This window comes from Acidovorax sp. Leaf191, assembly GCF_001424425.1.
Lineage (GTDB): Bacteria > Pseudomonadota > Gammaproteobacteria > Burkholderiales > Burkholderiaceae_C > Acidovorax.
Map to the genome: position 1 here is coordinate 1067146 of NZ_LMPT01000019.1, position 14794 is coordinate 1081939.

The 14794-nt window shown below is 68.3% G+C and carries 13 protein-coding genes; 11 read left to right on the forward strand and 2 right to left on the reverse strand.

The annotated features are described in order from the left end of the window. The first annotated feature begins 490 nt into the window (after positions 1 to 490). The 11 genes from ASG27_RS18945 (at position 491) to ASG27_RS18995 (ending at position 12481) form a co-directional block, all read left to right on the forward strand. Positions 491 to 1456, forward strand: coding sequence for an ABC transporter substrate-binding protein (locus tag ASG27_RS18945; protein ID WP_056419889.1), 966 nt, complete (start codon positions 491 to 493; stop codon positions 1454 to 1456). A 25-nt stretch (positions 1457 to 1481) separates the two neighbouring features. Then, positions 1482 to 2318 carry an ABC transporter permease gene (locus tag ASG27_RS18950; RefSeq protein WP_056419370.1) on the forward strand — a complete coding sequence of 279 codons (837 nt, stop codon included), beginning with the start codon at positions 1482 to 1484 and terminating at the stop codon, positions 2316 to 2318. Further along, positions 2315 to 3094: an ABC transporter ATP-binding protein gene (locus tag ASG27_RS18955; protein WP_056419373.1), complete on the forward strand. Its 780-nt coding sequence runs from the start codon at positions 2315 to 2317 to the stop codon at positions 3092 to 3094. The genes ASG27_RS18950 and ASG27_RS18955 overlap by 4 nt, the downstream gene beginning before the upstream one ends. A gap of 6 nt (positions 3095 to 3100) precedes the next feature. Beyond that, positions 3101 to 3919, forward strand: a complete 819-nt coding sequence (hutC, locus tag ASG27_RS18960; RefSeq protein ID WP_056419376.1) for a histidine utilization repressor — start codon at positions 3101 to 3103, stop codon at positions 3917 to 3919. Positions 3920 to 4101: 182 nt separating this feature from the next. Beyond that, a complete protein-coding gene (hutH, locus tag ASG27_RS18965) occupies positions 4102 to 5646 on the forward strand; it encodes a histidine ammonia-lyase (RefSeq protein ID WP_200912453.1) in 1545 nt (514 codons plus the stop codon). A 40-nt stretch (positions 5647 to 5686) separates the two neighbouring features. After that, positions 5687 to 7423, forward strand: a complete 1737-nt coding sequence (gene hutU / locus ASG27_RS18970; protein WP_056419381.1) for a urocanate hydratase — start codon at positions 5687 to 5689, stop codon at positions 7421 to 7423. A 96-nt stretch (positions 7424 to 7519) separates the two neighbouring features. Beyond that, entirely contained in the window at positions 7520 to 8116 is a 597-nt protein-coding gene (locus ASG27_RS18975; RefSeq protein WP_056419384.1) for a HutD/Ves family protein, read from the forward strand. A 373-nt stretch (positions 8117 to 8489) separates the two neighbouring features. Further along, positions 8490 to 9773 carry an imidazolonepropionase gene (gene hutI / locus ASG27_RS18980; protein WP_056419387.1) on the forward strand — a complete coding sequence of 428 codons (1284 nt, stop codon included), beginning with the start codon at positions 8490 to 8492 and terminating at the stop codon, positions 9771 to 9773. After that, entirely contained in the window at positions 9763 to 11163 is a 1401-nt protein-coding gene (locus ASG27_RS18985) for a formimidoylglutamate deiminase (RefSeq protein WP_056419390.1), read from the forward strand. Before hutI ends, ASG27_RS18985 begins: the two co-directional genes overlap by 11 nt. Positions 11164 to 11328: 165 nt before the next feature. Further along, positions 11329 to 12150 (forward strand): N-formylglutamate deformylase, encoded by an 822-nt coding sequence (hutG, locus tag ASG27_RS18990; RefSeq protein WP_056419394.1) that lies wholly within the window; start codon positions 11329 to 11331, stop codon positions 12148 to 12150. 127 nt (positions 12151 to 12277) lie between these two features. After that, on the forward strand, positions 12278 to 12481 hold the full coding sequence (locus tag ASG27_RS18995; protein ID WP_056419397.1) for a hypothetical protein: 204 nt from the start codon (positions 12278 to 12280) through the stop codon (positions 12479 to 12481). A 65-nt stretch (positions 12482 to 12546) separates the two neighbouring features. On the opposite strand, the gene asd is transcribed toward ASG27_RS18995, so the two are convergent. After that, entirely contained in the window at positions 12547 to 13398 is an 852-nt protein-coding gene (gene asd, locus ASG27_RS19000) for an archaetidylserine decarboxylase (protein WP_056419400.1), read from the reverse strand. Beyond that, positions 13391 to 14695, reverse strand: coding sequence for a hypothetical protein (locus tag ASG27_RS19005; RefSeq protein WP_056419404.1), 1305 nt, complete (start codon positions 14693 to 14695; stop codon positions 13391 to 13393). The genes asd and ASG27_RS19005 overlap by 8 nt, the downstream gene beginning before the upstream one ends. Between the last annotated feature and the right edge of the window lie 99 nt (positions 14696 to 14794).

Genomic DNA, 14794 nt, shown 5'->3' on the forward strand with positions numbered 1-14794 from the left:
CGCCGCAGCTGCGGCACACCGCGTTTAACGAACTCGGCGGAAGGCGCGCGCGAACCGGCTTGGGGTCTGGGCACGTGAGCAGTTCGCCGCGGGGCAGGGCGCCGTTGCCTCGGGGGCCGGCCTCCCGGGGCAACGGCGTGGGCTTTGCACGGCGTTGGTGCGCGCCGCGCACACGCCGCACCGTCCCGGATGCCTTTGCGCAAATTCAGTGTTTTGAAAAGCTTCTGAAGAATACCTGCCTACCGCTTGATGGGTCGGCCTGGATAGCTATCGAATGTGTAGCAAGTTCGCGTTGGGGGCGTTCTGCGACGTTCTCCACCCCGCCTTGGCCCCGTTCTTGCTGATGCAGGTGACCCCGCTCTCAAATGGGTCACGCCTCTAGCGTTTACCCTGTATATACAGGTATGCTCGGGCTGTCATCATGGCGGCTGCAAGCGGGTGCGACCCGGCCGGAGTGGGCAAAGGTACTTTCTTCAAACAGGAGCAGATGATGACTCGATCGGTTGTGAAATGGACGTCGCTGGCGGCAGCCGCGGCTTGCGTGATGGCGGTGGCCGCACCGGCCCAGGCGCAAGAGACCAAGATTGTGCTGGGCATGTCCGGCTGGACGGGCTTTGCGCCGCTCACGCTGGCCGACAAAGCAGGCATCTTCAAGAAGAACGGCCTCGACGTGGAGATCAAGATGATCCCGCAGAAGGACCGCCACCTGGCCCTCGCCTCCAAGTCCATCCAGTGCGCCGCCACCACGGTCGAGACGCATGTGGCCTGGAACGCCAACGGCGTGCCCATCGTCCAGATCTTCCAGATGGACAAGTCCTACGGCGCTGACGGCATCGCGGTGCGTGGCGACATCAAGGGCTTTGCAGACCTGAAGGGCAAGACCATCGGCGTGGATGCGCCCGGCACCGCTCCGTATTTCGGCCTGGCCTGGATGCTCAGCAAGAACGGCATGAGCCTCAAGGACGTGAAGACCACCACGCTGTCGCCCCAGGCGGCCGCGCAGGCCTTCGTGGCGGGGCAGAACGACGCTGCCATGACGTACGAGCCGTACTTGTCTACCGTGCGCGACAACCCTGCCGCGGGCAAGATCTTGGCCACCACGCTCGATTACCCCATGGTGATGGACACCGTGGGTTGCGACCCCACCTGGCTCAAGGCCAACGGCAAGGCCGCGCAGGCCCTGGCCAACTCGTACTTCCAGGCGCTCGACATGATCAAGGCCGACCCGACCAAGTCCAACGAGATCATGGGCGCGGCGGTCAAGCAGTCGGGCGAGCAGTTCGCCAAGTCGTCGTCGTTCCTGCGCTGGCAGGACAAGGCCGCCAACCAGAAATTCTTTGCCGGCGAGCTGACTGCGTTCATGAAGGACGCCACGGCCATCCTGCTGGAGGCCGGCATCATCCGCAAGGCGCCAGAGGATCTGAACGTCACCTTCGACGCGAGCTTCATCAAGTAAATCGTTCCTGGAAGAAGAGCGCGCCATGTCTGCTGTGCAACCCCTGTCCGTGACCACGCCCCAAGCCCCCGTGCGCCGGCGCTCGCTCGCTCCCCTGGAGCCTGTGAGTGCCCGTGCCCGCTGGCTGCTGGGCTTCGGTTTTTTTGTGTTGTTCGTGCTGGTGTGGGCGTTCTTCACGCTGGGCGGCTTCGTGTCGCCCACCTTCCTGGCCAGCCCTGTCACCATGGCCAAGGAAGGCTGGCTGTTGTTCAGCGAGTACGGCTTTCACAAGGACATCGGCATGACGGTGTGGCGCGTGTTCGGCGGCTTCATCCTGGCCGCCGTCATCGCCGTGCCGCTGGGTATCGCGATGGGCGCATACAAGGGCATCGAGGCGTTCTTCGAGCCGTTCGTCTCGTTCTGCCGCTACCTGCCCGCGTCGGCCTTCATCCCGCTGCTCATCCTGTGGGCCGGCATTGGCGAGACGCAGAAGATCCTCGTCATCTTCATCGGCTCGGTCTTTCAGATCACGCTCATGGTGGCCGTCACCGTGGGTGGCGCGCGGCGCGACCTGGTGGAGGCTGCCTACACGCTGGGCGCGGGCCACAAAGGCATCGTCACGCGGGTGCTGATCCCCGGCGCCGCGCCCGAGATCGCTGAGACCCTGCGCCTGGTGCTGGGCTGGGCCTGGACGTACGTCATCGTGGCCGAGCTGATCGGGTCGTCGAGCGGCATCGGCCACATGATCACCGACAGCCAGTCGCTGCTCAACACCGGCCAGATCATCTTCGGCATCATCATCATCGGCCTCATCGGGCTGGTGTCCGACTTCGCCTTCAAGGCGCTCAACCACCGTCTGTTTGCCTGGAGTTTTGTGCGATGAGCCGCGTTTCCATACAAGCTGTTTCGCGCGTCTTCGAGACCGCCAAGGGCCAGCGCACACAGGCGCTGCAGCCGGTCGACTTCGAGGTCAAGGACAACGACTTCGTCACCATCCTCGGCCCGTCGGGCTGCGGCAAGTCCACGCTGCTGCGCATCGTGGCGGGGCTGGACCACGCCACCAGCGGCCGCGTGCTGCTCGATGGCGCACCGGTCGAAGGCCCCGGGCCCGAGCGCGGCATGGTGTTCCAGAGCTACACGCTGTTCCCCTGGCTCACCATCGAGCAGAACATCCGCTTCGGCCTGCGCGAGCGCGGCATGCCCGAATCGCAGCAGAAAGAGCGCGCCGCGTACTTCATCGCCAAGGTGGGGCTGCGCGGCTTCGAGCAGCACTTTCCCAAGCAGCTGTCGGGCGGCATGCAGCAGCGCACCGCCATTGCGCGCGCGCTGGCCAACGACCCCAAGATCCTGTTGATGGACGAGCCCTTCGGCGCGCTCGACAACCAGACCCGCGTGCTCATGCAAGAGCTGCTGCTGGGCATCTGGGAGGCCGAGCGCAAGACCGTGCTGTTTGTCACCCACGACATCGACGAGGCCATCTTCATGGCCAACCGCGTGGCTGTGTTCAGCGCGCGGCCCGGCCGCATCAAGACCGAACTGGCGGTGGACCTGCCGCACCCGCGCCACTACACGATCAAGACCAGCCCCGAGTTCATGGACCTCAAGGCGCGGCTGACGGAAGAGATCCGCGCCGAGTCCATGGCAGCGGACCTGCATTAAGGCTTTATGAGCGCCCGTCCTTCCCGCCGTCCCGCAGAGGCTCCGCGCAACGGGCCCCGTGCCGCCGCAGCCAAGGCGGTCGTGGCCGTCGCTGCGCCCGCGCAGGCCATGGCGCTGTACGAGCAGGTCAAGGACCACATCTCGCGCAAGATCCAGGAAGGCATCTGGCGCGCGGGCGACCGCCTGCCGTCCGAGAACGAGCTGGTCACCCAGTTTGGCATCTCGCGCATGACGGTGAACCGCGCGCTGCGCGAACTGGTGGAGCAGGGCCGCATCGTGCGCGTGGCCGGCGTGGGCAGCTTCGTGGCCGAAGACAAACCCCAGTCCACGCTGCTGCAGATCGCCAACCTCGCCGGCGAGATCCGCCAGCGCGGGCACGACTACCGCTGCGACGTGCTGGCAGTGGAGCGCATCTCGGCCACGCTCGAAGTGGCCGCTGCGCTCGACCTGCGCACGGGCGAGTCGGTGTTCCATTCGCTGTGCATCCACCGCGAAGACGGCGTGCCCGTGCAACTGGAAGACCGCCACGTGAACCCCCGCCAGGTGCCCCAGTTCGCCGCGCAGGACTTCACGCTGCTGCAGCCCTCCGAATACCTGGTGCGCAACGTGCCGTTCGACCAGATCGAGCACGTGGTCGACGCCGTCATGCCCACTGCAGAGCAGGCCACGCTGCTCGAGATGTCGCCGCAAGAGCCCTGCCTGCTGCTCACCCGCCGCACCTGGTCGCGCGGCGTGCCGATCACCGTGGTGCGCTGCCTGCACCCCGCCACCCGCTACCGCCTGGGCAGCCGATTTCGGGCGGACGGCAATCCCGTCGCAGGGTGAACGAGATGCCGATGTTCCTCCCCAGCCCACGCACCCCCAACCCGTTCGGGCTGAGCCTGTCGAAGCCAGGGCGCGAACACCGCAGCCCTTCGACAAGCTCAGGACGAACGGGCTGAGTGACCGACCAGCGTTGACTGACTGATTTTTCGCTTGTACCTACTTGTATATACAGGATGACCCCAATGACAAAAACGACCGCTTCGGCCTCCATCACCCTGCACCCTGGCCACGTACCGTTGGCCACGCTGCGCGCCATCTACGCCGCGCCCGTCCAGCTGTCGCTCGACCCGTCCGCACGCGCGCTCATGCAGGCATCGCTGGCCACGGTGCAGCGCATCGTGGACGAAGACCAGGTGGTCTATGGCATCAACACCGGCTTCGGCAAGCTCGCCAGCACCAAGATTGCCCACGAGCGCCTGGCCGAGCTGCAGCGCAACCTGGTGCTGTCGCACAGCGTGGGCACGGGCGATGCGCTGGCCGACGATGTGGTGCGCGTCATCCTGGCGACCAAGGCCATCAGCCTGGCGCGCGGGCACTCCGGCATCCGGCCCGAGATCGTGGATGCGCTGCTGGCCATGGCCAATGCCAACGTGCTGCCGGTGATCCCGGCCAAGGGCTCGGTGGGCGCGTCGGGCGACCTGGCGCCGCTGGCGCACCTGGCCTGCGTGCTGATCGGCGAAGGGCAGGCCAAGGTCAACGGCACGGTGGTGTCGGGGGCTGACGCCATGCGCTCCATCGGCCTGGCGCCGTTCGTGCTGGGCCCCAAGGAAGGGCTGGCGCTGCTCAACGGCACGCAGGTGTCCACCTCGCTCGCGCTGGCCGGTCTGTTCGGCGCGGAGAGCGTGTTCGCGGCCGCGCTGGTGGCGGGCTGCCTGTCGCTCGAAGCCATCAAGGGCTCGGTCAAGCCGTTTGACGCACGCATCCACGAAGCGCGCGGCCAGGCCGGGCAGATCGCCGTGGCGGCCGCCGTGCGCGCCTTGCTGGACGGCAGCGCCATCGACACCTCGCACCCGAACTGCGGCCGCGTGCAGGACCCGTACTCCATCCGTTGCGTGCCCCAGGTGATGGGCGCGTGCCTGGACAACCTGCACCACGCCGCGCGCGTGCTGACCATCGAGGCAAATGCAGCATCCGACAACCCGCTCGTCTTCGACAATGGGGACGTGATCTCCGGCGGCAACTTCCACGCCGAGCCGGTGGCCTTCGTGGCGGACATCATCGCGCTGGCCGTGGCCGAGATCGGCGCCATCTCCGAGCGCCGCCTGTCGCTGCTGCTCGACCCGGGCCTCTCGGGCCTGCCGGCCTTCCTGATCCGGGACAGCGGCGTGAACTCGGGCTTCATGATCGCGCAGGTCACCGCCGCCGCGCTGGCGGCCGAGAACCAGTGCCTGGCCAACCCCAGCAGCGTGACCAGCCTGCCCACCTCGGCCAACCAGGAAGACCATGTCTCCATGGCCACCTACGGCGCGCGGCGCCTGGGCGACATGGTGCGCAATGCGGCGGTGATGGTGGGCATCGAGGCCATGGCCGCTGCCCAGGGCATGGAGTTCGACCGTGCCTTGAAGTCATCGCCTCTGGTGGAAGACCAGTTCGCCGCCATCCGCCAGCGCGTGGCGTACCTGGAGCAAGACCGCTACCTCGCCACCGACATCGAAGCCATGCGCGAGTGGGCGATGCACACGCCGTGGCCTGCGCCGCTGCTGCAGTGCCTGCCCAGCCACGCCTGATTTCCTTCCATTCACACCCATCGATTCCCAGGAGCCCACCATGAACGCCAACGACGCCATCATCGCTGCCGCAGCTTCCTCCACCCCCAGCACCGACCCGCGCCACGACGCCAGCCGCGTGATCCGCGCGCCGCGCGGCAACCAGCTCACCTGCAAGAGCTGGCTCACCGAGGCGGCCTACCGCATGATCCAGAACAACCTCGACTCCGAAGTGGCCGAGCGCCCGCAAGACCTGGTGGTGTACGGCGGCATCGGCCGTGCCGCGCGCAACTGGGAGTGCTATGACCAGATCCTCGCCTCGCTCAAGGAGCTGAACGACGACGAAACCCTGCTCATCCAGTCCGGCAAGCCCGTGGGCGTGTTCAAGACCCATGCCAACGCGCCCCGCGTGCTGCTGGCCAATTCCAACCTGGTCCCTAAGTGGGCCAACTGGGAGCACTTCAGCGAGCTGGACCAAAAGGGCCTGTTCATGTACGGCCAGATGACCGCCGGCAGCTGGATCTACATCGGCACGCAAGGCATCGTGCAGGGCACCTACGAGACCTTTGCAGAGGCCGGCCGCAAGCACTACGGCGGCTCGCTCGAAGGCAAGTGGATTTTGACCGCGGGCCTGGGCGGCATGGGCGGCGCGCAGCCGCTGGCAGCCACGTTCGCGGGCGCGGTGTCGCTCAACATCGAGTGCCAGCAAAGCAGCATCGACTTTCGCCTGCGCACGCGCTACGTGGACAAGCAGGCGCGCGACATCGACCATGCGCTCGAGCTCATCCAGCAGCACACGGCAGCCAAGGAGGCCGTCTCCATCGCCCTGCTGGGCAACGCGGCCGACGTGCTGCCCGAGCTGGTCAAACGTGCCCAGGCCGGCGGCTTGAAGCCCGACCTGGTCACCGACCAGACCTCGGCCCACGACCTGGTCAACGGCTACCTGCCCGCGGGCTGGACGGTGGAGCAGTGGCGCGCCGCGCAGCAGGACGTGACCCAGCACGAAGCCCTGAAGCAGGCCGCAGCCCGGTCGTGTGCCGTGCACGTGCAGGCCATGCTGGACTTCCAGTCCATGGGCATCCCCACGGTGGACTACGGCAACAACATCCGCCAGGTGGCGTTCGACGAAGGCGTGAAGAACGCGTTCGACTTCCCCGGCTTCGTACCCGCCTACATCCGCCCGCTGTTCTGCGAAGGCAAGGGCCCGTTCCGCTGGGTAGCGTTGTCGGGCGATCCGGAGGACATCCGCAAGACCGACGCCAAGATCAAGGAGCTGTTCCCCGAGAACAAGCATGTGCACCGCTGGCTCGACATGGCGGGCGAGCGCATCGCCTTCCAGGGCCTGCCCGCACGCATCTGCTGGCTGGGCCTGGGCGAGCGCCACATCGCGGGCCTGGCCTTCAACGAGATGGTCAAGAGCGGTGAGCTCAAGGCCCCCATCGTCATCGGCCGCGACCACCTGGACACCGGCAGCGTGGCCAGCCCCAACCGCGAGACCGAAGCCATGAAGGACGGCACCGATGCCGTGAGCGACTGGCCGCTGCTCAACGCGCTGCTCAACACCTCGGGCGGCGCCACCTGGGTCAGCCTGCACCACGGCGGCGGCGTGGGGATGGGCTACTCGCAGCACTCGGGCATGGTCATCGTGGCCGACGGCACCGACGCCGCAGCCGAGCGCCTGGCGCGCGTGCTGGTCAACGACTGCGGCAGCGGCGTGATGCGCCATGCCGATGCGGGGTATGAACTGGCGGTGGAGACGGCCAGGAAGCAGGGGCTGAAGCTGCCGATGGTGAAGTGAGGGAATGTGCGGGGGCCGTGCAGGCCCCCGTCCGTTCGGGCTGAGCCTGTCGAAGCCAAGGTCCATCGGCAACCACCACCTCCACAATCTCTTCCCATGAACTTCTTTGACCTCGCAACCATTCCCAGCACCCCGTGGAAGAACGGCGGAGGCAGCACGCAAGAGCTGGCCTGCTGGCCGCCCGGCGCGGACATGAACAGCTTCGAGTGGCGCGTGAGCCTGGCCACGGTCGACCGGCCCGGGCCGTTTTCGGTCTTCCCGGGCATCGACCGCCAGATCATGCTGCTGGGCGGGGACGGCCTGCACCTGCGCAGCCCTGGCTGGGAGCAGTCGCTGGACCAGCGCTGGCAGCCGTTCGCCTTCTCTGGCGATGACGCGGTGGACGGAGCCATGCTCGGCGGCACGTCGAAAGACTTCAACCTGATGCTGCGCAGGGGCGTGTGGAGCGGCTCTTTGCAGGTGCTGCGTGAAGCGCCACCGCCGCCTGCAACGGCTGGGTTGTGCATGGTGCTGCAGGGCCGCTGGCAAGGTCCGCGCGTGCTGCAGGCGGGGCAGGGCTTTTGGTGGACTGGAGGGCAGGGCAAGGGCGTAAAGCCTGTGCTTGATGACGGCCCGGAGCCGGTTCTGGCCTGGATAGCGCTCGAAGACGTTGGCGGGGGCAATCCTTCCTTGGTTGGAGGAGTGCGGGGGTGACGGGTGAGTCAGGCACCGTGCCTGCGGTACGGCCCCCTCTCCCCCAGCCCCTCTCCCGCAAGGGGCGAGGGGGGCCAGAACGCCGGGCAGCGCGCGAGCATGTCCCGGTATTCACTCCCTCTCCCGCAAGGGGCGAGGGGGCCAGAACGCCGAGCAGCGCGCGAGCATACGCCGGTATTCACTCCCTCTCCCCCTGCGGGAGAGGGCTGGGGAGAGGGGGCGAACAGGCATGCTGCCCGCAACACACGTCCTCTTCACGGCCCACCTGCCAACGACCCCAGCCATCCAGGCCCCGCACTCCCCAAAAATTGATTCAAATCAGCCCCTACCGCTTGTCAGTCAAGCGCTACCAGCTATCAAAAACATAGTAAACATGACCCAGCCCATACCCCCCAGCGCCGACGGCATCTGGCACCACCTGCGCCCGGTGCCCGAACTCACCGTATTCGATGCACCGCTGCCGCCCGGAGCGCCGGCCTGCCTGGTGGTGCAAGGCGGCACGGTGCGCTGGGTCGGCCCCGCATCTGCGCTGCCCGCCACCTACGCAGACCTCCCCCGCCACGATGCCCGCGGCGCCCTGGCCACGCCCGGCCTGGTGGATTGCCACACCCACCTCGTCTATGGCGGCCAGCGGGCCAACGAATTCGCCATGCGGCTGGCGGGCGCCACGTACGAAGAAGTGGCCCAGGCCGGCGGCGGCATCGTGTCGTCCGTCAAGGCCACGCGCGAGGCGTCCGAGGACGAACTCTTTGCCCTCGCAGCTCCCCGCCTGCAGGCCCTGCTCGACGAAGGCGTCTGCGCCATCGAGATCAAGTCCGGCTACGGCCTGGCGCTGCAGCACGAGCGCAAGCAACTGCGCGTGGCCCGCCGCCTGGGCGCAGCCTTCGGCGTCACGGTGCGCACCACCTTCCTCGGCGCGCATGCGCTGCCGCCCGAATACGCCGGCCGCAGCCAGGACTACACCGACCTGGTCTGCAATGAGATGCTGCCCGCGCTCGCGGCCGAAGGCCTGGTCGATGCGGTGGACGTGTTCTGCGAACGCATCGCCTTCACGCTGGCCGAAACGGAGCAGGTCTTCCAGGCAGCGCAAAAGCTCGGCATTCCTGTCAAGCTGCATGCCGAGCAACTCTCCGACATGGGCGGCGCGGCCCTGGCGGCGCGCTACGGTGCGCTGTCGTGCGACCACATCGAGCACCTGTCGCAAGACGGCATCGCGGCCATGAAGGCCGCCGGCACCGTGGCCGTGCTGCTGCCCGGCGCCTACTACACGCTGCGCGACACGCACCTGCCGCCCATCGCGCAGCTGCGCGAAGCCGGCGTGCCCATGGCCGTGTCCACCGACCACAATCCCGGCACATCCCCGGCGCTCAGCCTGCTGCTCATGGCCAACATGGCGTGCACGCTGTTTCGCCTGACGGTGCCCGAGGCCCTGGCCGGCATCACCACGCATGCTGCGCGCGCGCTGGGCCTGCAGGACACGCACGGCCTCATCGCGGCGGGCCGACCCGCCCACTTCGTGCTATGGCCGCTGGGCGACGCGGCCGAGCTGGCCTACTGGTACGGCCACAAGCCCGCCTGCACCATCGTGCGGCAGGGGCGTGTGGCGGCCGACGGCCTGGGCATCCACACGCACCAGGAGGCACCCCATGGCGCTTGACGCACCGCACAGCCTTTTCGCCGCCGACGCGCTGCTGCCCACCGGCTGGGCGCGCAACGTGCTGTTGCAGTGGGATGGGGCAGGGCGCTTCACCCACATCGCCGCCGATGCTGCAGCGCCCGCGGGCGCGCCGGTGGCTGCGGGCCCGGTGGTCCCGGGCATGCCCAACCTGCATTCGCACGCGTTCCAGCGCGCGTTCGCAGGCCTCACGGAGTACCGCGGCGAAAGCCAGGACAGCTTCTGGAGCTGGCGCAACCTGATGTACCGCTTTGCCGCACGCATCACGCCCGAGTCGCTGGAGGCCATCGCCACCTGGCTGTACGTGGAGATGCTGGAGGCCGGCTACACCTCGGTGTGCGAGTTTCACTATGTGCACCACAACCAGGACGGCACGCCGTACGCCACCGATGCCGAAATGTCGCTGGCCCTGCTGCGCGCCGCGCGCCACGCGGGCATCGGCATCACGCTGCTGCCGGTGCTGTACCAGACCAGCGGCTTCGGCGCCAAGCCGCCGCGGCCGGACCAGGCACGCTTCATCCGCAGCACCGATAGCATGCTCTCATTGTTGGAGCGCCTGGCGCCCGCTGCGCAAGCGCAAGGGGCCGCTTTGGGCCTGGCGCCGCACTCGCTGCGCGCCGTGCCTCCCGACAGCCTGCGCGCCGCCGTGCAGGGCCTCACCGCCCTGAACCCGCATGCGCCCATCCACATCCACATCGCCGAGCAGACACAGGAGGTGGACGACTGCATCGCCTGGAGCGGCCAGCGCCCGGTGCAGTGGCTGCTCGACCACGCCACGGTGGACGCACGCTGGTGCCTGGTGCACGCCACCCACATGACGCCGGACGAATACGCCGCCGCCGCGCGCACCGGCGCCGTGGCGGGCATCTGCCCCACGACCGAAGCCAACCTGGGCGATGGCATCTTCGACATGCCACTGTGGCTGAAACACGGCGGCCGCTGGGGCGTCGGATCGGACAGCCATGCCTGCGTGAACGCGGCCGAAGAGCTGCTGATGCTGGAGTACGGCCAGCGCCTGTCGCGCCGCCAGCGCAACGTGCTGGCCAGCAACACCCAGGCCGAGGTGGCCACGGCCATGACCCTGCAGGCCGTGGCCGGCGGTGCGCAGGCCGCGGGCCGCGCCGTTGCAGGGCTGGCGGCGGGCCAGCAAGCCGACCTGGTGGCGCTGGATGCGCAGCACGTGGCGCTGCGCGATCTGCCCGCGCACAGCATGCTCTCGGCGCATGTGTTCGGCAGCCACCGTACCTCGGCCATCGACAGCCTGTGGGTGGCGGGCGTGCAGCGCGTGGCGCAAGGCCGCCATGCGCTGCATGACGCCGCCGCGCAAGCGTTTGTGGCGGCCCGGTCCGCCACCATTGCGACGGACGCCTGAGATGGGATGCGCTGTCAATGATTTCAGACCGTTCGGGCTGAGCCTGTCGAAGCCAGGGCAGTCACGTTCGGCATCTCTCCCCCCACCGTTCGGGCTGAGCTTGTCGAAGCCAGGGTGCTCGCCACAACACCTATCGACCTCACCGCAACCACCGCACTCCACACCATGACCAACACCGCACCACCGTCCCCCTTCCTGTTTCACCAAGGCACCCAGCCCCTGTTGATCTCCATGCCCCACGCAGGCACCTACGTGCCGCCCGAGCTGGCCGCTCGCTTCACCGACGAAGCCCGCCAGGTGCCCGACACCGACTGGCACATGGAGCGCCTGTACGGCTTTGCGCGTGACATGGGCGCGTCCATCCTGGTGGCCACGCACTCGCGCTACGTGGTGGACCTGAACCGTCCGCCGGACGGCGCGAGCCTGTACCCCGGCCAGAGCGTCACGGGCCTGTGCCCGGTGGACACCTTCGACGACACGCCCATCTACGCGCATGGCGACGTGCCCGATGACGCCGAAGTGGCAGCGCGCCGCGATGCCGTCTGGGCGCCGTACCACGCGCAGCTGCGCGCCGAGCTCGACCGCATTCGTGCGCAACACGGCGTGGCGGTGCTGTGGGACGCCCACTCCATCCGCTCGGTGCTGCCGCGGTTCTTCGACGGCAAGCTGCCCGACCTGAACCTGGGCACCGCCGAGGGCGCCAGCTGTGACCCGGCGCTGGCCGCCGAGTTGCTGGACATCGCCAAGGCCGCCACGGGCTACACCGGTGTGCTCAACGGCCGCTTCAAGGGCGGCCACATCACGCGGCACTATGGCCAGCCCGAGCGCAACATCCACGCAGTGCAACTGGAGATGACGCAGTGCAGCTACATGCAGGAGGCCCTGCCATTCGACTACCTGCCCGACGTGGCGGCCGGCGTGCAGCCGCACCTGCAGCGCATGCTGCAGGCGGCGCTGGCGTTTGCGCAGGGTCAAGCAGGGCGCTGAAACGTGGCCAGCTTTACCTTGGCACTGGGCCTGCGCACGGGCTATCGGTGCTAGTATGGGCTGAACGGCCCGGCCTGGGCCGTCCGGTGCGCCACCTGGCCACCGCTGCGGAAGGAGCCGCATCCTGATGGAGTCTGCGGCTTACTACTACATGCCCTTGTTCAAACCCGGCGCGATCGTCCACATCGGCGCGACCCGCGAGACGGTGAGCCACGTGGTGGTGCGGCGGGGCGGGCTCATGGTGCACCTGGTGGGGCACGAGTCACCGGTGCATCCCGACACCTTGCGGCTGGCACCCAGCGCCTTTCAGCTCAGCCGCGTTCCCGATTGATGTGATGTGCGCGCCGTACCGTGCCCTGGTGGGACACGGTCGCGGCACTGCACTGCGTGTGCGGGTCAGGCGATGGCGCGCTGCCCCATCGCTTCGCCCAGCTGAATGGGCCGCGCCGGCGCCCACTGCGGGTTGAAGTGCAGCGGCCCTTGCGGGAACAGCATCACCACCGTGGAGCCGAGCAGGAAGCGGCCCATCTCCTGGCCCTTTTGCAGGCTCACCTGGCCGGCCTGGTATTCCCACTGGCGCAGATGGCCGGGGCGCGGCGGGTTCACCTGCCCATGCCACACCGTGGCCATGCTGCCCACGATGGTCGCCCCCACCAGCACCAGCACGAACGGGCCGCGCTCCGATTCGAACACGCAGACCACGCGTTCATTGCGTGCGAACAGGCCCGGCACGCCGCGCGCCGTGGTCGGGTTGACCGAGAACAGCTCCCCCGGCACGTGGATCATGCGCGTGAGGTCGCCTGCGCACGGCATGTGGATGCGGTGGTAGTCGCGGGGGCTCAGGTACAGCGTGGCGAAATGGCCGTTCTCGAAGCGTGCACCCAGGGCCGCGTCGCCGCCGACCAGCGCCGTGGTGGAGTACGCATGCCCCTTGGCCTGAAAGACCTGGTCCTTGGCAATGGGCCCGAACTGGCTGATCGCGCCGTCCACCGGGCAGATCAGGTCCGCATCGGCCAGCGGGCGCGCACCGTCCTTCAAGGCCCGCGTGAAGAAGTCGTTGAACGACGCATAGCTCGTGATGTCGGGGTTGGCGGCCTCGGCCATGTTCACGTTGTAGCGCGCCACGAAGCGGCGGATCACCGACGTGGTCAGGCCCCCGAACTGCGCCGATGCAAACTTGCCGGCCAGGGCCGTCAATGCTTGCTTGGGAATGAGGTACTGCGGAAGAACGGCGAGGCGGTCAGACACGGGATGGACTTCCTTGATGGAGCGGAGCGGGCCATTCTACGGGGGCCCGTCGGTGGGAGAGGGATGCGGCTGCCGTCGCGGGATGGGCGGCGTGCCAGGCATCGGGGCGGGGCGCCCAGCGGGCGGGTTCATCGGCCTGTACCAGTGTGCCGATGTACTCGCCCAGGTCGACGCCCAGCGCATCGCGCGCCGCTGCCGCCCCGGCATCGCTGCGGCTGGCGGTCGTCACAAACCGGGTGAACGCGGCCCAATCGCCGGCGGCCATCTGCGCCACGGCGATGCGGGCCAGGTCGTAGGACAGCTGGTTGCCGTCGTCCGTGCGGTGAAAGGAGTCGCCCGTCCAGAACTCCTGCACGCGCTCGGCGGTCCAGAAGCGCTGGTGCCGCTGGTGCATGGCCTGGGGCGTTTGCTGCCCGCGTGCAGCGCCGGCCAGGCGGTGCTCGGTGTTCACGGCCAGGCCTTCGTCCAGCCAGGTGGGCAGGCGCAGATACGAGAGGGCGCTGTGGGTCAGCTCATGGGCGATGACGGGCTCGATGGCAGCCAGGTCGGCCTGCACCACCACGAAGTGCGGGCAGCCGTGGTGGATGAACATGCCGCCGCTGAACGCGAACTCGCCCGCATCCGGGTAGAACTGGGCCACGTATTCGTAGTAGGTGTCTTCACTGTCCAGCACCAGCACGACGCTTTTCTCGCCCGCATGGAAGTGGGCCACGCCGTCGAGCACCTTGAGGATGCGCTGGCGGGTCTTGCTCACGAACTGCGCGGTTGCGCGCGCCACGGCAGGCTCCAGGGCGGACAGGATGTAGACGTCCTCGCTCTCGTGCAGGTGAGGATGGGGCTGCACCCGGCCGCCCAGCGCGTCGCGCAGGTGCAGGAGCCATGCGCGGCGGGCCTGGTTGATCGCCTCGGTCACCACAGGGTCGGCGGCCCCCGGCCGGGTGGCCCATTCGTCCACGGCCTGCCAGTCCAGTTGCACGAAGCCGCCAGGCTCGGTGTGCAGGTGGGCCAGCACGTCAAACGGCGCGCTGCCCGCGAGCTCGATGCTGGTGGGCGCCACGGTGGCGTGTGCCGCTGTGGTTGGCGTTGCTGCCGCCTGCTGGCGCGCCGCCGCTTGCGCGGGTGCGGGCAGGTGGTGAAAGGCCAGGAATGCGCCCATGAACGGCACGATCCACACGCCCATCACCAGCAGGGCCTTGCGCTGGGAGAACTCGTCGGACCGCAGCACGCGCCGCGTCGCGGCGGCATTGATCAGCACCAGGGCGGCAAGGGCGATGGCGAGGAAGGCGAGGGGGCTCATGGGGCAGTGCAGGCAGCGCAAGTGGTGGGGCGAGGGGGTGAGTGCGCCTGTGGCGTGGGGCCGCAGGCCGAAGCGCCGGATGCTACACGCCCGCACTCC

Excerpts from the sequence above, each read along its gene's own strand:
- ASG27_RS18950 (WP_056419370.1), top strand. The coding sequence starts at position 1,482 with ATGTCTGCTGTGCAACCCCTGTCCGTGACCACGCCCCAAGCCCCCGTG.
- hutG (WP_056419394.1), top strand. The coding sequence starts at position 11,329 with ATGACCAACACCGCACCACCGTCCCCCTTCCTGTTTCACCAAGGCACC.
- hutC (WP_056419376.1), top strand. The coding sequence starts at position 3,101 with ATGAGCGCCCGTCCTTCCCGCCGTCCCGCAGAGGCTCCGCGCAACGGG.
- ASG27_RS18995 (WP_056419397.1), top strand. The coding sequence starts at position 12,278 with ATGGAGTCTGCGGCTTACTACTACATGCCCTTGTTCAAACCCGGCGCG.
- hutH (WP_200912453.1), top strand. The coding sequence starts at position 4,102 with ATGACAAAAACGACCGCTTCGGCCTCCATCACCCTGCACCCTGGCCAC.
- ASG27_RS19005 (WP_056419404.1), bottom strand. The coding sequence starts at position 14,695 with ATGAGCCCCCTCGCCTTCCTCGCCATCGCCCTTGCCGCCCTGGTGCTG.
- hutU (WP_056419381.1), top strand. The coding sequence starts at position 5,687 with ATGAACGCCAACGACGCCATCATCGCTGCCGCAGCTTCCTCCACCCCC.
- ASG27_RS18945 (WP_056419889.1), top strand. The coding sequence starts at position 491 with ATGACTCGATCGGTTGTGAAATGGACGTCGCTGGCGGCAGCCGCGGCT.
- ASG27_RS18955 (WP_056419373.1), top strand. The coding sequence starts at position 2,315 with ATGAGCCGCGTTTCCATACAAGCTGTTTCGCGCGTCTTCGAGACCGCC.
- hutI (WP_056419387.1), top strand. The coding sequence starts at position 8,490 with ATGACCCAGCCCATACCCCCCAGCGCCGACGGCATCTGGCACCACCTG.
- ASG27_RS18985 (WP_056419390.1), top strand. The coding sequence starts at position 9,763 with ATGGCGCTTGACGCACCGCACAGCCTTTTCGCCGCCGACGCGCTGCTG.
- ASG27_RS18975 (WP_056419384.1), top strand. The coding sequence starts at position 7,520 with ATGAACTTCTTTGACCTCGCAACCATTCCCAGCACCCCGTGGAAGAAC.